Origin of the sequence: Prosthecobacter sp., from assembly GCF_044232965.1 — a bacterium.
Lineage (GTDB): Bacteria > Verrucomicrobiota > Verrucomicrobiia > Verrucomicrobiales > Verrucomicrobiaceae > Prosthecobacter.
Map to the genome: position 1 here is coordinate 34566 of NZ_JBIIKX010000043.1, position 17381 is coordinate 51946.

The following is a 17381-nucleotide window of genomic DNA, read 5'->3' on the forward strand; positions in this document are numbered from 1 at the left end:
GGTTACGCAAGCAGCTCGCGGATGGGACGGATGCCGGGATTGACCAACGGCACGGGACGCGCGCCGACTTGGTATTCATGGTTCGGATCGATGCCGACCGCCGCCAGAATGGTGGCGAACAACTCACCTGCACCGACTTCGCCCTCGACGACCTTGCGCCCGTCCTCGTCCGTTTTGCCCCACACGGCTCCTTCCTGGATGCCGCAGCCATACAGCGCCGCGCTCCAGGCATCGGCGAAATGATCGCGCCCTAGGCTGGCATTGATGGTCGGCGTGCGGCCGAACTCACCGTAGGCGACCACGAGAGTCGATTCCAGCAGGCCGCGTTGATCGAGATCATCGAGCAGCGTGGCCATCACGTGATCCAGTTCCGGCACCATCTCGGCGTGCGTTTCGAAGTTCTGCCCGTGGCTGTCCCACCAGGCCCGCGAGACGCGCACGAACGACACTCCTGCCTCCACCATGCGCCGCGCCATCAGTGCCTGCTGGCCGAAGAGCGAGGGGCCATACCAGTTGCGCACCCAGCGCGGTTCTTTCTCGATGTCGAAGAGCGGCTCACTGCTCATCAAGCCATGCACCCGAGCATAGGCGGAGGCGTGGCTACGCATTGTCTCGGTCTCGCGACCAGCGGAGAAGCGCGCACTGAGCAGGTCGCGTAAGCGCGCGCGGTCGCGGTGATCGAGGTCGTTGATGGCCTCCAGCCGCGTGAGGTTTGGCGGCATGGTGCTGTCGTCGAGGTTCATCGGCGCATAGCGCGCACCGAGGAAGGCGGGCGAGAGCTTGCCGCTGCCACGTCCTTCGGTTTGTGAGTAAAACGACACGTAGCCCGGCACGCGGCTGTCGGCGCGGCCGAGTTCCTTCGCGATGATGGAGCCGAGGTCTGGGTATTGCAGAGCGGCTTCATTCTTGCGGCCACGCAGCATCATCTCCGCGCCCGTGCCATGCCCGCCATCGCGGGTGTTGAGCGAGCGGATGATGGCGGTGCGATGCATGCGCTTGGCCATCTTTGGCATCAGCTCGGAGATGTGCACTCCGGGCACCGAGGTGGGGATAGAGTCATACGGACCTCCAGTAGGACGACCTGGCTTGGGATCCCAAGTCTCCAGTTGGCTCGATCCACCGGCCAGCCAGAGCAGGATGACGCTGCGTCCAGTCTTGCGTAGCGCGTCATTGATGGAGGTCTCGTCCAGTGCGTGAATCGCTCCGCTGCTGCCGAGCAGAGAGCCGGAGCCGACCGCGAGCGCCTGGCTCAAGAAGGCCCTGCGGCTGATGTGGTGTGCGTTGGTGCCGCAGTAGTTGGATGGATTGCTCATGTCCGTTGGTGTTTGAGAAAAGGGTCAGTAGTTGAAGCGGAACTCCGCGCTCGACAGCATGGCCCACACAATCTGCCGCAGCCCCGCCTGCGGGCGATCGCTGCGCGCGTCGAGATAGCTGGCCAGCAACGAAACTTCCTCCTCGCTCAACTCGCGCTGCCAGATCGCTTTGCCTGCGAGACGAATGCGCTCCGCAACCTCGGGCAGCGCTTCCATTGCTTTCACCAAGCCGCTGCCGTCGAGCAACTGGCCTTGCACGTCGTTGCTGTTGCTGAGGAACAATGCCTCATCCACCGACACCTGGAAGTCCTCGCCCGGGCGCTCGAACCAGCGCTCATAGCCTGATGCACCGCGCTCGGTGTTGAGGATGCGTTGCTCGATCTCCTCGGGCTTCGCTTTGCCTGGCGCAAGATACGACGGCTCCATCGCAGCGAACCGCAGCGACATCGCCTGCTGTCTCGGAGTCAGCGGTCGCGGATGGGCGACCGCGAACAGGTCCATGGGCGGACGCGTGTCGCTCTTCCAACGGCTGTCGCGCTGCCATGCCTTGCTCGTCACGATGCCGCGGATCAGGCGCCGGAGATCGTAGCCATTGGCCGCCAAGTCGCGCGCCAACCACTGCATCAGCTCCGGATGGCTCGGGGTGTTTTCGCCGTGCATTTGGTCGAGCGGCATCACCAGGCCACAGCCGAACAAGCGGTCCCACATGCGATTAACGATGGCCCGGGTAAACCAATGCTGTTGCTCTGTCGCCAGTCCCGTCTCGATCAACCGTGCTCTGCGGCTGTATTGCGCGGGCGGCGGTGGTTTCTTGTCCTTCTTCAACTGCTCCAGCAGCGCACGCTCGGCCTTCTTCTGCTCTTCGGTCGGCTCCATTGAAGCAGGGTCGGTCAAAGGCGCGCCGCCAAGGAAACTCAAGGTCGCGGGCTTCTCTTTGCCCTTGCTGGTCTTGAAGCTGATCTGCCCATACTCACGCTCGCCGACGAAACCTCCGTTGTCGAAGGTGCGGGCAAAGAAGGACTTCATCCCGTAGTAGGTGTCCTGCGTCCAGTCCTTCACATACGGGTGATCGTGACACTGGGCGCAACTGATGTTCACGCCGAAGAAGCGCACACTCACATCATTGGCCATGCGGTCGGTGTCCATCACCCTCTGCCGCAAAAACTGATCCACACCGGGCCGTGACTCGGTGTCCACCTGTCCTGCGATGGCATCGCGGAACACCACGTCCCAGCCTTTCTTCTTCGTCACGGCGAGATCGAGATACTTTTGAAACTCCGTGCCCTGTCCGTCCATCAGCAGCCAGTTCAACTCATTCGACAGATGGCGATCAAAAGCCTGACTTGCCATGAGCCGGTCCACATGGCGAGCCCATGCCTCCGGTGAGTCGCCTTCGGCCACGAACGCATCCAGCTCACCCAATGTCGGCACGCGCCCGTGCAGGTCGAGCATCAGCCGCCGCAGTCGCGTCTCGAGAGGCGCCGTCAGAGCGGGCATCACATCACGCTGCTTCAGTTTTTGATCAATGCAGCGATCGATCACCTCCGCCATCGGCAGGTTCGCCGCAGGCAGTGTGGCCGGGTCAATCTTCTCCCACCAGGGCTTAGCCGCATCCGCCGCTGAAGCCATCGCCCCACACACCATCGCCAGTGACAGCACCCACGCCCTGCGCGCAGATGACTTGCCATTGGTGAGGTGAAGTGAATGGGAGAAGTATCTCATGGTTTGAGTCGCCAACTACCTACTTGAGCGCAAAGCTTTATCTTGCGCGGATGCGAGCAGGCAGACGAGACACAAGCTGATGGATGCGGTGCGAAGGAGCCTCAGCGGCGAGGGGGCTAGCGCCCCCGGCTACAACCTCATCGGTGTCGGCGGGGATTCTCGTCGAACAATCTGTGCGTGCGATGCACGCCTTGTTTCCAGCGGCAAAGACCTGACTCTTTTGAGCCGCACGGCAAGTCAGGCGATGTGGCGGCGTAGGTTATGGTGCAACTCCACGTCACCCGCATGAATCCCAAGACTGCATCCATCACTCAGGCCTTCAGTCCCGCTCGCGGAGATCTGCTGCGCGTCGGCTCCACGCGGCGTGGGTTTCTTCAGACCGGCCTCGCTGGCTTGGCAGGTATTTCGATGCCTTCGCTGCTCCAGACGCAGGCGCTGGCCGCCGCAACCGGCCAAGCGAAGAGCAAGACGAACGTGATCCTCTTCTGGCTCTCCGGCGGGCCGAGTCACATCGACATGTGGGACCCAAAACCGGACGCGCCGAGCGAGATTCGCGGCCCCTTCGGTCACATCTCGACGAAAGTGCCCGGCATTCATGTCTGCGAGCACTTGCCACTCACCGCGAAGATCATGGACAAGCTCACGCTGATCCGCTCGGTTGATTGCAGCGCCAGCAATCACACGCCGATCACCATGCAGGCCTGCAATCCGCTCGCAAAGCGCACGAACGATGGTCGCGATGGAGGCGGTTGGCCGTCGATGGGTTCGATTGCGGCGAAATTTCGCGGGGCAAACGCACCGGGCATTCCTGGTTACGTTGCTCTGGCTGACTCGCTGCCTGCCGATATCTGGGGCGCGGGGCACATGGGTGGCGACTTCGAACCTGTCAGCGGCAAGGATTTGTCCGGCCGTCTCAAACTCTCCGAAGGCTTGACCATCGAGCGTCTCGGCAATCGCCGTGATTTGCTCACACAGATGGACGACTGGAAGCGCAGCGTCGATGGCAATGCTCAAATTGCCGCTGCGGATCGCTACACGCAGCAGGCCTACGAGGTGCTCATGACCGGCAACGCGCAACGCGCCTTCAATCTCGACGCCGAAACGCCTGCGATGCGTGACCGCTATGGCCGCGACAGCATTGGCGAGAAAGCGCTGCTGGCACGTCGTCTCGTCGAAGCTGGCTCCACCTTTGTCACCGTGAGCGGTGCCTGGGGCTACTTTGATCATCATGGCGATGAGGTGAAGTGGGGCGGCATCAAAAAGGGTCTCACGCCGCTGTTACCGAGCGTGGACCGCACGCTGCACGCCATCGTCACTGATCTGGAAGACCGTGGTCTGCTCGACAGCACGCTCATCCTCATGATGGGCGAGTTTGGCCGCAGCCCGACGATCAACAAGAACGCCGGACGCGATCACTGGCCGCGCGTGATGTCCATGGTCGCCGCTGGCGGTGGCATGAGGCACGGCCAGGTCATCGGCAGCACTGACAGGCAAGGCGGGGACATCGACAGCCGCCGCGTTGCCCCAGGTGATCTTGCCGCCACGGTGTTTCATCATCTCGGCATCGACACCCACGCGCACTGGACTGATCCGCAAGGCCGCCCGCGCCCCATCGTGGTCGAAGGCGGGCAGGTGATCAACGAGCTGGTGGGGTGAAAATTACCGCGCCGCAGTGTGCTTTCCATGCCGGCTCGTTCTTCACCCGAGTGGCGTAGTAAAGCGTGAGCACGCGCCCGTCTTTGAGCGCGATGCTGCTCGGGTAGCCGCAATCACGACCGAGCGCGTCATTCACGAGCGCGAATCGTTTTTCCCAATCGAACTGACCGTGCGTGTCGCCCACCATGCCGAGCACGCCGGTGGGACCGACGCGATTGCCGACGGTCATGAGCACGCGACCATCGGGAAGCACGCAGAGATCGGCGGGATGCACGTTCACAGGCGTGAGTTGCTTTGTGGCCGACCAAGTCGAGCCACTGTCCGCGCTTTCGGAGAGCCACACCTCGCCAGCGCGTGAGCGCATCGCGGCGATGATCCGGCCATCGGGCATCCGCTCCAATGCGGTTTCATTGAGCTGCTGTTTCCCATCGCCGATCTCCGACAGGCGCTTCCACGTCTGCCCGTCGTCGGTGGAGCGATAGACATAGCTGTGGTTGCGGTCGCCGGGCAGCTTCTCGCCTGCGGGGCGCACCTGATAGCCGTAGATCGCCATCAGCATCGCCCCATCTGGCAGCGTGACCATGCGGCCAAACGGACTGCCCAGCTCGATGTCGCTCACGTCGATCCGCGTCGGCTCCGACCATGTCTGGCCGCCATCCTTTGACCTCGTGACCCAGGTGCTGCGTTCTTTGTCGGTGAGTTTCGGGCTGTATTTGCCCGCTTCGTCATACGTCGCTGTGCGCCAGAAGCCGACGACGAGGGTGCCGTCCTTGGCCACGCCGAGCGCCGGATTGCGGTCGTCGATGGGCGAATCATTCACCACCACCGGCTTCGACCACGTTTTGCCTTCATCACTGGAGAAGATCATGTCCAGCCGCCCCGCCAGACCGAGGTGTCCCGCGCCACCACGCATCACCACGGCGATGCGGCCATCGTGCAATCGAATCGCCACCGGGAAATAGCCCTGCCCTGTGATCGCAGCGTGTCGTTCGACAGGAATGGACGGCGCATCACCCGACGGAGCGGGAGCATTCGTTTGGGCAAAGGCGAGGACAGGAAATGCCGTCAGCACGGCGAGCAGGAGATGATTCATGGCTGGAGAAAACATACGGACTCCGAACAGCAATCGTGCTGGCTGCGCGTATCCAGATGCAACCACCGCAACGCCCGCCACTTTCCAATTTATGAATGCATGTCTTCGATTCCTCACTGCCTTCGCCACTTTGGCCACCTCGCTTCCACTTTCTGCGCACGACCTCGTCATCGCCAACGGTCGCGTGATGGACCCGGCGAGCGGTCTCGATGCCGTGCGGCACATCGGCATTACCGGCGGCAAAATCAGCGCGATCTCCGAGGTGCCACTTTCCGGTGATCAAATCATCAATGTGGCCGGTCACGTCGTGTCTCCCGGTTTCATCGACATCCATGCGCACGGCCAGACCACTGGCGACATGCAGATCCAGGCGCGTGATGGCGTGACGACGGTGCTCGACATGGAAGTCGGCGTTTATCCGGTGAGTGAATGGTATCGCTCCATGGAAGGCAAAGCGCCGCTGAATTTCGGGGCTGCTGTCGGCCACATCACGGTGCGCTTTGCCGCGTTTCATCCGCAGCTTCGCATCGGCCACTGGGCGGTGAATCGCGCCCGAGTTTCCGGCCTCGGCGCATCGCCCGCAGGTGCCAACCAGATCGCGAGCGAGGCCGAATTGAAGCTCATGGATGAGGCGATTCGTCGCGGGCTCGATGAAGGCGCGCTGGGCATCGGATTCGGCATCAATTACACGCCAGCGGCTGATCCGAGCGAGATCGAGGCCATGTTTCGCATCGCGGCGCAGCGCAAGGTGCCCGCTTTTGTCCACACGCGTGCCTTTGGCATCGCTGCGATCCGCGAGGCCATCGACACGGCAAAGAAAACCGGCGCAGCGCTGCACATCGTGCATGTCGGCAGCAGCGGCATCACGGATGTGCCGGAGGTCTTGAAGCTGATCGACGCCAGCAAGGCCGCAGGCATGGATCTCACGACCGAAGTGTATCCCTACACCGCCGCTTCCACCGCGCTAGAGTCGGCGATGTTCAACCCCGGCTGGCAGGACAATCTCAAAATCAGTTATGGCGATCTCGCCTGGGCCGCGACGGGCGAGAGGCTCACAAAGGAGACGTTTGAGTCGTATCGCAAGCAAGGCGGCTGGGTGATCATCTACATGATGAAGGACGAGAACGTCGAGAAGGCCATCGCGCATCCCGGCGTGATGATCGCCAGCGACGGCATTCCGTTTGTCGATGGCAAAGGTCATCCGCGCGGCGCAGGCACCTTTGCGCGCGTGCTCGGCCATTACTCCCGCGAGAAGAAACTGCTGCCGCTCATGGATGCGCTGGCGAAGATGACCATCCTGCCCGCGAAGCGTCTCGAAGGCCATGTGCCGATGATGAAGAACAAAGGTCGCATCGCCATCGGAGCCGATGCGGACATTACCATCTTCGATCCGGCCAAAGTGATCGACCGCGCGACGTTTGAAGCGCCAACCACGCCCTCGGCAGGCATTCCACATGTGCTCGTGAACGGCACTTTTGTCGTCCGCGATGGCGAACTCGTGAAAGATGCTCGTCCGGGCCGCGCTGTGAGAGTCACGCCATGAAACACCTCCTTTTCCCGCTCCTCCTCGCCACCACCGCATTCGCCGAAGACGTGCCGCAGTGGCGCGATCTCTTCAACGGCAAGGATCTCACCGGCTGGGTGGATGTGAACACCAGCAAGGACACCTGGAGCGTCAAAGATGGCCTGCTCGTATGCAAAGGCCTGCCCATCGGCGTGATGCGCAGCGAGAAGCAGTATGAGAATTTCTTCCTGCACATCGAGTGGAAGCACACGCAGGCCGGTGGCAACTCCGGCGTCTTCGTTTGGAGCGAGGGAACTGCCGCTCCTGGCAAAGATCTGCCCAAAGGGATGGAAGTGCAGATGTTGGAACTCGATTGGCCGAAGCTGCATCCTACCAAGGACGGCCAGCCGAATCATCCCGGCTATGTTTCCGGCGAACTCTTCGGCGCGAACGGCCTGGAAGGCATCCCCGACAATCCACGCGGCCGCCGCAGCATGTCGTATGAGATGCGCTGCAAAGGCAAAGGCGAATGGAACACCTACGACGTCGTCTGCGTCGATGGAACGGTGAAGCTCTCGATCAACGGCAAGTTCGTCAATGGCATCAGCCAGAGCACCGTGCGCAAAGGCTACCTCTGTCTCGAATCCGAAGGCGCGGAGATTCATTTCCGAAACATCAAGATCATGGAGCTTCCCGGCGGTCGCGTGACGCCGGAGCAGACGGCTCCGGTCGTAAAGTAGCCGTCTCGCTCCGCGAGACGAGCTGAGTGCTTTCGCAGTGCCATGGTGGCAACGAACTTCGGAGGCGTGTCGTTTCGGCGTGAGCGTTGTGCTCATCTCGCGGGAGCAAGATGACTACTTTGCTGCCGCCTTCACGAGTTCCTCGACCTTCGTCGTGATCCGTTCCTCCACCGTCTCCATGTAGGGCGCGCGGTGTCCATACTCAAACATGCCGGTCACGCCTTCGTAACCGCCTTCTTTGAGCACGCGCAGGCTGGGGATGTAGCTGGTGAGGTCGTTGTTGTAACCGCAAACCCAGGTGTTGTTCCAGCCATAAGCCGCTTTGAACTTCAGCGAGTAATCCACCACCGTCTCGCCCGTGAGCGCAATGAACGTGAAGCCAGCGCCGAACTGCCAGACCTGAATCGGATACTTCACGCGGTCCGGCGGCGAGCCGAGCGTCTCATACTGGCGGATGAAATGCTCGAACTCCCGTTTCGGCATGCCGCTGAGGTTCGGAACCCGCTGTTTCAATTCATCGAGCGGAATGCCGGGCTGCAAATCCAGCTCCGTCTCGCTCATAGCAGCCCGAATTGGTCCGCCGAGCGGTTTCATCGCGCCTGCGATCACCTGCCGCACCGCTTCGGCCAGAACTTTGCCATACATTGACGCCAACTCGGTCGCTTCGACATCCTTTCCGCGAATGCGCGGCAGCGGATTGGCATCGCCGCCGCAATTCTGCACAAACAACGCCACCGAGCCTGGAAACGACTTCTCCAGCTCCAACTGAGCAAAGCCCGCGTAGTCCCCATTGATGCTGAGGCCGCCGAGCGCCGTCGTGTGGCACGAATAACCGAAGACAATGGCCTTGAGATCATCTCCGCTCTTCACCGTGATCACCGGCACATCCTGATCCACCTGCCCGCCGAAGGCGCGACTCTCCGGGCCACGCGAACGACGCCGATTCACCGCCACTCCGGCCAAGCCCTGCTCAAAGGCCAACTCCGCAGGCGCGAGGCTCGCGATGGCCGCGCCGATGACCTCGTCGTATTTTGCATACACCATCGCCGTGTAGCGATCCTTGGCCGCAGCCTCCTCCGGCGTGAATTCATAATACAACCACAGCACATCCTCCGTCACCGGGCACGAGTGATTGTGCGAGGTGTTCAAGATCAGCCGCTCTCTGGGAACGCGATGCTTCTCCAGCGCCGAATTCGCGATGACTGCAATCATCTTGTCGCTCAGCCCCACCAAATCCGCCGTCACGAGCACCGAGGTCGCCCCTGCATCATCCTTGAGCGCCAACGCTTTCAGCCAGATCGGATGCTCCACCCGTTGCGACATTCGCGTCTTGCCGCCGTAACCTGCCAGCGGCACGGACTCCGTGGGCGTGATGTCGGCCTTCGCCGCGCCAGCCTGCCATCCTGCGAAGGCTGAAGAAGCAACAAGAAGGAAAAGCAGAAGCGGAATGGCTTTCATGGTAAACACGTTGAAGTGAAGAAGTGATGCTCGACTATCGCGCCGAACTCCTCCTGTCTTGCAGTTGTCCGGGCTAAAGCCATGCGTGCAACTCATCATCAACCAGCCGCCATGAAACCTGATCGCATCGTCCCTGTCATCCTCCTCGGAGCACTTATGATCCTGCCGCGTCTTGATGGCGCTCAGCCGAATGTGCTTCTCATCACCGCCGATGACCTGCGGCCGGAGCTCGGCTGCTACGGCTCGGTGGCGAAAACGCCGCATCTCGATGCCATTGCGGCGCGCGGCACCACATTCACGCGTGCTTATTGTCAGCAAGCGGTGTGCAATCCCAGCCGCTCCAGCATGCTCACCGGTCTGCGACCGGGCACGCTCGGTCTCTACGTCAATGGCACGCACTTCCGCGAGTTGAAGCCGGAGATCACCACGCTGCCACTGTGGTTCAAGGAGCATGGCTACACGACGCGCTGCACCGGCAAGCTCTTCCACAACTGGCACACGAAGGAGAAAGGCGATCCGCGCTCGTGGTCTGCCCCCGAATTTCTCCATTACGCCAATCACGGTGACGACACGCCGCAGATCAGCGGGGCGCTCCCCGAAAACCACGCCAAACACACCGAAGGCCTGCGCAAATACGGCTCCGTCGGCATGTGCGAGTGCTACGACGTGCCTGACGAAGCCTATTACGATGGCCGCGTCGCCGCCGAGGCTGTGCGCATCCTTCCTGAGCTGAAAAAGAACGGCCCCTTTTTCCTCGCGCTCGGTTTCTGGAAGCCTCATGCGCCCTTCAATGCCCCGAAGAAATACTGGGACCTTTACGACCGCGCACAGTTGCCTGCTCTGAACCCGGCATGGCCTGTCAACGCACCCAAAATCGCCTCGCATCAAAGCACCGAGATTCTTGGCCCGGCAGATCAGCAAAAGCAGCCCACTGCGGAGCAGATCGCGGAGATGCGCCACGGCTACTTTGCAGGCATCAGCTACATGGACGCTCAGATCGGCAAGGTCATCGCGGCGATGAAAGAGCAAGGCCTTCTCGAAAACACCATCATCGTCTTTTGGGGTGACCACGGCTATCACCTCGGCGAGCACGGCCTGTGGGCCAAGACGAGCAACTTTGAGCTCGACGCCCGCGTTCCCTTGATCCTCACCACGCCGCAGGCCGGGCAAGAAGGTGTGCAAACCGATGCCCTTGTCGAAATGATCGACATCTTCCCCACTCTGAACGCCCTCTGCGGCTTGCCTGCCGCGCCGGGTCTCGAAGGTAGAAGTCTGCTCCCCGTTCTGGATAATCCGGCGCTCACGGTCAAGCCCGCCGCCTTCACCCAGCATCCACGCCCGGCGTATCCCGACCGCACCCCCACGAAACAACCCACACACATGGGTTACAGTGTCCGCACCGCCAAGTGGCGCTACACCGAGTGGCGGCACTGGCAGACCGGCGAGATCGAATCACGCGAACTCTACGATCACACCTCTGATCAACCGGAATTAGAAAACGTCATCGGCCATCCGCCTGACCGGATCGCCCTCGAAGAAGCGGAGAACCTTCTTCGTGCCCAGTTTCCTCTGCCCAAATGATTGAGAGAGTGCCAAAAGCCAGGCACGTCGTCCACGGCACACTCACGGACCGTTTGCTTTGACTTCCGCAGCCATCTCCATAAGCGCGTTCATGAGCTTCACGGAGGCCTGGGATTCGGTGTTGTTCGTGCCGGGCCAGGTTTCGTAGCCGCCAAGTTCAAAGTGGCGCGGCGTGGGCATGTAGCCGTAGTAGCCATGCGCGAGTTCGACCATGAAGGACTTCGCAAAGGGGCTGCGCTTGCGGAATTCGACGCCGGTTTCAGCAAAGGTCTCGCAGGGCGAGGAGCCGATGCAGATGTCGCCAATGCGGAGGATTTGCGCGGGGAATTTGGTCTCCGGGCTGGCTTTGGCGAGGCGCTGCACGCGTCCAGCATAGGCCAGGGGCAGATCGGCTTTGCCACCTTGGATGCGTGGGGCCTTGGATTCGGTTTCTTTGGCCCAGGCGATGAGTTCATCGGGGATGCTGCGCCATTTCACGTCGAGTTCGCGATACTTCGCGGCGAGCGGCGCTTCACCTTGCCACGTCAGTTTTTGCAAAGCCACGTTCACCTTCGCAGCGACATCTTCAGCGACGTAGCGCATCTGCTCATAGGGCTTCTTGCCCGGTTGGGGATTGCGGAAGTTGATGTTGTTCGCGTCGCCGCTGGTGCCATTCGCCATCATCGCGACAAAGGGCGGGTAGTCGCCGCCGTTGGCTTGCAGCTTCTTCAAGGCCTCGCAATACACGCCGTAGTAATCGGCGGAGATGTCCGCGCCGGTCACGCCGCCAACGTAATGCAGCGAGTAGGCCGTATAGACGGAGATGAGCCGTCCGCTCGGTTCACGCAGCGCGATGATGCTGATCGTTGGGTCGGGTTCACCCGCAGGCTCCACCAGTGCAGGATTGCCCGCGCCGGGGTTCATCTTCACCTTGTCGATTTTACCAAACGGATTCGGCGGCATGGAGCCTTCCTTGAGAAACCAGCGGCGGATGTGCACATGCTCCGGCACGTCCACAGTGCCAAACGCGATTTCCGCCGGACGCAGCAGATTCGCCGCACGCCGCACACCATCCGCGATGCGTCGCGCCACGAACTTTTGGTAATCCGTGAGCTCCAAGTCCGAGAAGAAGCCGCGCACCGGCCCACCGAGCGCGTTCACGGCCGAGTGCGTGTGTGTGCCGCTGATGAGCACATTCGCCGCCGGGATGCCGGTTTCCTTCTCGATGAGTTCCCGTGCCTTCAGCGACACGCTGCGATGCAGGCCGAGCAAATCACACACCACCAGTGCCAGCTTCGTTTTGCCATCATCCAGCACCAGACAGCGTGCATGCAGCTCATCGTGAATATGCGTGCATGGATACGGCGCGAAACCTCCCACGACCTCGCCGCCGAGTTCCGGCGTGATGTTGGATGTGGCGGCTCCGGCCATCAGCGGAGCTTTGGGAGCATCCGCAGCGAATACAGAGGCGGTGACGAGGAAGGCGAGCAGAAGTGTGCGCATGGAAGCAATACAGCTCCAGCGGGAGCATTTTGTCGCGTATTGGATGACTCACCCAAACAACCCCATCACCGGCTTCCCGCCATCCACGATCGGGATCGGGCGGCTCTCGCGGTTCATGAGCATCAGATCAGGATCGATGCCGAGTGACCAGTAGATCGTTTTGGCGAGATCTTCGGGCGACACCGGTTTGTCATCGGGATAAGCGGCTTCTTTGTCGGACTTGCCATAGACGATGCCACCGCGCACTCCGGCACCGGCGATGAGCGCGGGGAAGCACGTGCTCCAGTGGCCGCGGCCCCAGGTGGCGTTCGGGATCGGCGTGCGTCCCATTTCGCCGATGGCGATAACGAGTGTCTCATCGAGCAATCCGCGCTCGTCGAGATCGGTGAGCAGCGCGGAGCAGCCTTGATCAAACGTGGGCAGCAGATGATCACGCACGTCATCGCTCGTGCGGTGCGAGTCCCAGCCATAGCCATCCGGGCAGTCGTAATGCACGGTGACGAAGCGCGTGCCCGCTTCGACCAAACGACGTGCCATGAGGCAGCTCTGGCCGAAAAGATGGCGACCGTAGCGATCACGCATCTGTTCAGACTCGGCGCGGATGTTGAGAGCGCTACTCGTTTTGTCCGAGGAGATGAGCGCCATCGCGCGCTTGCGGTGCAGATCCATCGCGTCGCCATCGCCCATGTCGAGACGCGTGCGCACGGCTTCAAATTGATCGAGCAAGCCGACACGCTCCTGGATTCGGCTCACGGGGATGACTGGCTTCAGACCTTCGATCTCATAGCTCAGCTCGCCATCCGCGCAGGCACGCCAGTAGGGATTGTCCTTCACTTCCTTTTTGTCGATGACGGTGGTCATCGGGTTGTAGGCCTGACCGAGCCAGCCCGCATACTCGCCGGGGCGGATGTATTGACCGCGATCCTGTAACCGGCCGAGCCGGTTCGGCAGCACGGCATACGAGGCGAGATCGCGCTCCATGCCACCGGGCATTTTTTGGCTCAAATGCTCCACCACGGAGCCCATCGACGGCCAATCCTGCGGCGTGGCCGAAAAACCGCCGCCGACGGGCAAATGCCAGCGATGGCCCGTTTGCAAATAATGCCCCGCACCGCTGTGATCGTTGTAGTTGTGCGTCATCGAGCGGATGACCGCGTATTTGTGCGAGATCTTCGCCAGACGACCCAGATGCTCGCTGATGAGTAGATCGGGAGTGCGGCTCTGGGTCGGTTTGAATGGGCCGCGCACCTCGCGCTTGGCACCCGGCTTCATGTCGAAGGTCTCAAGCTGGCTCGGACCACCGAACAGGAACAAAAAGATCACCGACTTCGCTTTCCCTCCCGCAAAGGCCTGCTGCGCCTCCTGCGCCGCGAGCACGCCCGGCAGCGTCATCCCAAACAACCCCGCACCGCCAATCTGCAGCACCTCACGGCGCGTGACGCCGGAGCAGTTGGTGCGGGAGGTGCCGTTGATGGTGAGCATGAGTCAACCACTACGGCTGAGTTGGGGGAAGAATATCACGCGAGACGATCTTCACCGGCCTTGCTTCCCGTCGAGTGTCTCCTTGGTCACTGCGCTCGGTTTGGTGATGCCGAGGGCTTTTTTCACGTTGGCGTGCCATTGGCGGATGTTTCGGTCATTGGTGAAGGCATAGAGCCCTTCATCGGGGCCGGCCCAGTCGCGGTGGGCGAGGAGCATTTGCTCGCGCTGCTCGCCCAGCTCGTAGGTGCGCTTCAGCAAGGCATCGCGGGCAGCGGGATCATCGCGCGTGGCTTTCACGGCCACGGCAAAATCCATCTTCACGCCGAGCTCGCTGAGCGATTTGTAGTTGGCGAGCAGTTCGAGCATGCCCTTGGTGTATTCGTGGCCAAAGCGGTGAAACTTCACGCGATCGGCGTATTCGCCCGCAGGAGCTTTGGCTTCGGCGGCCTGGAGGTGCTTTTCAGCCTCCGCAACGGCCTCGGCGGGGATGAGTTTGCCCCAGGCGGCGATGACATTGGCATAGGCAATCCCTGTGGCGTCCACGATGCGGTCGCGCTTGGACCAGTTCGCGTCGAGCGCCTGGCTGTAAGCGCCAAAAAAGGCCTCCATTTCGAGGGCGACAGGTCCGTAGGCGGATTGGTAAAAGTCGGGCATCACTTTATCCGGTGCGCGTTTCGGATCCCACATCATGTGCGTGATGGCCCAGAAGTTCGGGGCCATGGTGGCGAAGGATTTACTACCTTCTCCATACGCGGCGACGAATCCCAGACTGCTCGCTTCGGCCAGATTCGCGATGATCTGACGATCATGGATGAACGGCATGTCGTGGTAGTAGTGATTGCCCCAGCCTTCGCGCACGACCATTTTGGCGCCGATTTTCTGCCAGCCCGAGACGGACTCCCGCCACTCGCGCAGGTTTTCAGGATCGCGATGAGCACCGCTTTGGAAAACGAAGGAAAGATACAGGTTCGGCTCCAGCCTGGCGATCTTCACGGGCGGTTTGTTGTAGTAAGTGTAAGCGAACATGCCGCAACTCTTCGCCGGATTCTTCTCGCGCACCCGACGGGCGATTTCGTTGGCGTAGGTGAAAATGCGGTCGCTGAGCTGGACGTGCTTTTTGTCATACGCGAGCACGCCCGGCACATCGAGCGCCTGGCAGCGCTCGCATTCGCAGAAGCCGCCGCCATCGCTCGGCGAGATGTTCATGATGTCCTGTTTGCCCGCCAGCACGTAGTCCACCATGCGGGCGATGACATCGGGGTGCGTGGTACACATCTGCGGTGGCCGGCGTTTGCCATTGACCAGCGCGAACCATTCCGGGTGCTGTTTGAAAGTCTCGCCTTTGCGCAGATCAAACGCCGCCTCCCAACTGTGCCCGAACACCGCCGATTTCACCCAGCCGAGGCGCGATCGACGTGCCCAGCGCCTGGCGGCATCGTTAAACACCTTCGTGTGGTAAATGCTCGAATAACCGAGCTCCACGGAACGAATCTCAAACGCAGGCTGCCTTCGGTCAATGAGCCCGGGCACGAGCGCATCGGCATTTGCCGGCACATGCTCGCCAAACTCGCCCGGCCAGAACCAGCGCACGCCGAGATGATCCTCCAGCAGCGTGTAAACCGCCAGCATGCTCCCCGCCGCCGTGGTGATGGACCACGGATCACCCGCGCCATCATCACCTGCCAGCACCAGCCCCTGTGGCACGGAGCGCAGCATCCACTCCTCGGTTTTCCATGGTTTCGGCGAATTCCCCAGCGCCACTTCCGCCGCGCCATCGCCGACGAAGAAAGACTGGCCGGTTGTCTTCGAAAGGGCGAACACACTCGCCTTCATGGCTTCCACCTTTTGACCCGTGATCCGGCTCACATAGCTTGCCAGTTCGGCAGCTGCTGCCCGCTGCACCGCGTTCGCGTCATCCGCGATGACGACGCGCTTAAAGTCAGCGAGCTTTTGCGCAGCAGGCGACTCGGCGGAAAGCCGCAGCACGCACGCGCTGAGACACAGAAGGATCAAGGAGGATCGGAACATGATTTTCGGGAATGGGGGTTAATGGTTCGTCACGCCAACACCCTGCCGATGACATGGCCGTGGTCGATCCGAGTAGCTGGCAATAGATAGACGACCTCCAGCGTAACGCCGTCTCCGAGGTCGATCCGCTTCGAGTCGCCCGCTTTCGGTTCGGCGGCGTGGAGTGCGGTTAGGGGCGCGATGAGAAGGGCGGTGAGGAGGAGTCGGCAGATGAATTGGATCGGCGGCTTCATGGAAGAGGTCTTCACGGCTTTTTCACGACGATGATTCGATCACACAGCACCAGATCTTCTTTCGCCGTGCCGCCATAGGTGGGGCCGTCGAACTTCAGGGAGACCCAGGAGTCCCATTGATTGATGGCTCCAGGCTCGTAGAGGCGCTCGCCGAGTTGCTGATTCGTGGCCCAGCTCTTGGCCGAGAACCAAATCCAACTGTCCGGCGTGAGGATGATCGCACCCAGTTTGTAGAGCCGGTATTTGCCAGGGGTGATGTCTTTCTGCTCCAGGCGGATTCGCGCACCTTCCTTGCCCTTGGACGGCTGACGCGATTCCCATTGGTAGAAGCCGATTTGAAACGGCATGTCGGGCAGATGAATGGTGGATGCAAAGCCACGGGCGGCCTCGGCATCCTTCACGGTCTTGGGTCCGGCCTGACGCCCTGAGTTGGTGGGCACAAAGGTCTGGATGAGGGAGCGGTCAATGCCGTCGAACTCGGCAGGCAGCGGCTTCTCTTCACCACCGCCTTCGATGATGGCCATGAAGTCGGCGAGCGTGCCGGGGGCAAAGGGTCTCGGGCTGGCGGCCTTGATGCGGTTGGCGAATACGTTGGCGTCTTTGAAGTAGTCCGGGTGCGACTGGCGCAGTTTGAACCACTTCCACAGACTCGCGAAATCCAGCTCGCATCGCAGCAGGCGGACATTGGCCAGAGCTGCGGGGGATGCGGCGGCGCTGGCTTCCATGGCATCAAATCGGCGTTGCCAGCGGTGAATGTTCTCCTCGGTGAGGTAGGGGTAGATGTGGTCTTCAAAACGAGGTCCGGGCGTGTAGGTGACACCGCGCGGCAGCTCGCGCATTGCCTCGCGCCCTTGCTCCAGTTCTTCCAGATAAAGACGGGCCTGCTCGGCGGCGGGGCCGTAGTGGTGATCGGTAAACTCGCGGATCAGCGCGCTGGTGTCGCAGTTCACATCCTGCATGAGCCTTAGCAGCCTGTTGAAAAAGAGGGGTTAAAAAGGCCAAAACTTGGGGGCCAGTCTTCTTCGCGGCCTGGGTGCTGTTGGTGGCCGATTCGCATGATGGAACCTTGTGGCGCTCTCAAGCGTGTCC

13 protein-coding genes are annotated in these 17381 nt (G+C 61.3%); 4 read left to right on the forward strand and 9 right to left on the reverse strand.

Features of this window, described 5'->3' with window-relative positions:
* Positions 1 to 2: 2 nt before the first annotated feature.
* Together ACILSI_RS17020 and ACILSI_RS17025 are read right to left on the reverse strand one after the other, a co-directional pair.
* Positions 3 to 1313 (reverse strand): DUF1501 domain-containing protein, encoded by a 1311-nt coding sequence (locus ACILSI_RS17020; RefSeq protein WP_395723100.1) that lies wholly within the window; start codon positions 1311 to 1313, stop codon positions 3 to 5.
* 24 nt (positions 1314 to 1337) lie between these two features.
* The gene (locus ACILSI_RS17025; RefSeq protein ID WP_395723101.1) at positions 1338 to 3035 is read right to left on the reverse strand and encodes a DUF1549 domain-containing protein; all 1698 of its coding nucleotides are present in this window, start codon (positions 3033 to 3035) and stop codon (positions 1338 to 1340) included.
* 285 nt (positions 3036 to 3320) lie between these two features.
* Between ACILSI_RS17025 and ACILSI_RS17030 the strand changes: the two genes are divergently transcribed.
* On the forward strand, positions 3321 to 4691 hold the full coding sequence (locus ACILSI_RS17030) for a DUF1501 domain-containing protein (RefSeq protein WP_395723102.1): 1371 nt from the start codon (positions 3321 to 3323) through the stop codon (positions 4689 to 4691).
* On the opposite strand, the gene ACILSI_RS17035 is transcribed toward ACILSI_RS17030, so the two are convergent.
* Positions 4672 to 5784, reverse strand: coding sequence for a sialidase family protein (locus ACILSI_RS17035; RefSeq protein ID WP_395723103.1), 1113 nt, complete (start codon positions 5782 to 5784; stop codon positions 4672 to 4674). The two genes, ACILSI_RS17030 and ACILSI_RS17035, sit on opposite strands and share 20 nt — an antisense overlap.
* 91 nt (positions 5785 to 5875) lie before the next feature.
* On the opposite strand from ACILSI_RS17035, the gene ACILSI_RS17040 reads away from it, so the two are divergent.
* Both ACILSI_RS17040 and ACILSI_RS17045 read left to right on the forward strand, forming a co-directional pair.
* A complete protein-coding gene (locus ACILSI_RS17040) occupies positions 5876 to 7327 on the forward strand; it encodes an amidohydrolase family protein (RefSeq protein ID WP_395723104.1) in 1452 nt (483 codons plus the stop codon).
* On the forward strand, positions 7324 to 8028 hold the full coding sequence (locus ACILSI_RS17045) for a DUF1080 domain-containing protein (RefSeq protein ID WP_395723105.1): 705 nt from the start codon (positions 7324 to 7326) through the stop codon (positions 8026 to 8028). The genes ACILSI_RS17040 and ACILSI_RS17045 overlap by 4 nt, the downstream gene beginning before the upstream one ends.
* Positions 8029 to 8142: 114 nt before the next feature.
* Here ACILSI_RS17045 and ACILSI_RS17050 read toward each other — a convergent pair whose 3' ends face one another.
* Positions 8143 to 9486 carry a hypothetical protein gene (locus ACILSI_RS17050; protein WP_395723106.1) on the reverse strand — a complete coding sequence of 448 codons (1344 nt, stop codon included), beginning with the start codon at positions 9484 to 9486 and terminating at the stop codon, positions 8143 to 8145.
* Positions 9487 to 9597: 111 nt separating this feature from the next.
* Between ACILSI_RS17050 and ACILSI_RS17055 the strand changes: the two genes are divergently transcribed.
* Positions 9598 to 11067: a sulfatase gene (locus tag ACILSI_RS17055; RefSeq protein ID WP_395723107.1), complete on the forward strand. Its 1470-nt coding sequence runs from the start codon at positions 9598 to 9600 to the stop codon at positions 11065 to 11067.
* Positions 11068 to 11109: 42 nt separating this feature from the next.
* On the opposite strand, the gene ACILSI_RS17060 is transcribed toward ACILSI_RS17055, so the two are convergent.
* The 5 genes from ACILSI_RS17060 to ACILSI_RS17080 are packed head-to-tail and all read right to left on the reverse strand — an operon-like array spanning position 11110 to position 17251.
* A complete protein-coding gene (locus ACILSI_RS17060) occupies positions 11110 to 12549 on the reverse strand; it encodes a hypothetical protein (protein ID WP_395723108.1) in 1440 nt (479 codons plus the stop codon).
* 48 nt (positions 12550 to 12597) lie between these two features.
* Positions 12598 to 14031 carry a DUF1501 domain-containing protein gene (locus ACILSI_RS17065; protein WP_395723109.1) on the reverse strand — a complete coding sequence of 478 codons (1434 nt, stop codon included), beginning with the start codon at positions 14029 to 14031 and terminating at the stop codon, positions 12598 to 12600.
* A 51-nt stretch (positions 14032 to 14082) separates the two neighbouring features.
* On the reverse strand, positions 14083 to 16059 hold the full coding sequence (locus tag ACILSI_RS17070; protein ID WP_395723110.1) for a DUF4838 domain-containing protein: 1977 nt from the start codon (positions 16057 to 16059) through the stop codon (positions 14083 to 14085).
* A gap of 29 nt (positions 16060 to 16088) precedes the next feature.
* A complete protein-coding gene (locus tag ACILSI_RS17075) occupies positions 16089 to 16292 on the reverse strand; it encodes a hypothetical protein (RefSeq protein ID WP_395723111.1) in 204 nt (67 codons plus the stop codon).
* 11 nt (positions 16293 to 16303) lie between these two features.
* Positions 16304 to 17251: a hypothetical protein gene (locus ACILSI_RS17080; RefSeq protein ID WP_395723112.1), complete on the reverse strand. Its 948-nt coding sequence runs from the start codon at positions 17249 to 17251 to the stop codon at positions 16304 to 16306.
* Positions 17252 to 17381: the final 130 nt, after the last annotated feature.

Excerpts from the sequence above, each read along its gene's own strand:
- ACILSI_RS17020 (WP_395723100.1), bottom strand. The coding sequence starts at position 1,313 with ATGAGCAATCCATCCAACTACTGCGGCACCAACGCACACCACATCAGC.
- ACILSI_RS17025 (WP_395723101.1), bottom strand. The coding sequence starts at position 3,035 with ATGAGATACTTCTCCCATTCACTTCACCTCACCAATGGCAAGTCATCT.
- ACILSI_RS17030 (WP_395723102.1), top strand. The coding sequence starts at position 3,321 with ATGAATCCCAAGACTGCATCCATCACTCAGGCCTTCAGTCCCGCTCGC.
- ACILSI_RS17035 (WP_395723103.1), bottom strand. The coding sequence starts at position 5,784 with ATGAATCATCTCCTGCTCGCCGTGCTGACGGCATTTCCTGTCCTCGCC.
- ACILSI_RS17040 (WP_395723104.1), top strand. The coding sequence starts at position 5,876 with ATGAATGCATGTCTTCGATTCCTCACTGCCTTCGCCACTTTGGCCACC.
- ACILSI_RS17045 (WP_395723105.1), top strand. The coding sequence starts at position 7,324 with ATGAAACACCTCCTTTTCCCGCTCCTCCTCGCCACCACCGCATTCGCC.
- ACILSI_RS17050 (WP_395723106.1), bottom strand. The coding sequence starts at position 9,486 with ATGAAAGCCATTCCGCTTCTGCTTTTCCTTCTTGTTGCTTCTTCAGCC.
- ACILSI_RS17055 (WP_395723107.1), top strand. The coding sequence starts at position 9,598 with ATGAAACCTGATCGCATCGTCCCTGTCATCCTCCTCGGAGCACTTATG.
- ACILSI_RS17060 (WP_395723108.1), bottom strand. The coding sequence starts at position 12,549 with ATGCGCACACTTCTGCTCGCCTTCCTCGTCACCGCCTCTGTATTCGCT.
- ACILSI_RS17065 (WP_395723109.1), bottom strand. The coding sequence starts at position 14,031 with ATGCTCACCATCAACGGCACCTCCCGCACCAACTGCTCCGGCGTCACG.
- ACILSI_RS17070 (WP_395723110.1), bottom strand. The coding sequence starts at position 16,059 with ATGTTCCGATCCTCCTTGATCCTTCTGTGTCTCAGCGCGTGCGTGCTG.
- ACILSI_RS17075 (WP_395723111.1), bottom strand. The coding sequence starts at position 16,292 with ATGAAGCCGCCGATCCAATTCATCTGCCGACTCCTCCTCACCGCCCTT.
- ACILSI_RS17080 (WP_395723112.1), bottom strand. The coding sequence starts at position 17,251 with ATGCAGGATGTGAACTGCGACACCAGCGCGCTGATCCGCGAGTTTACC.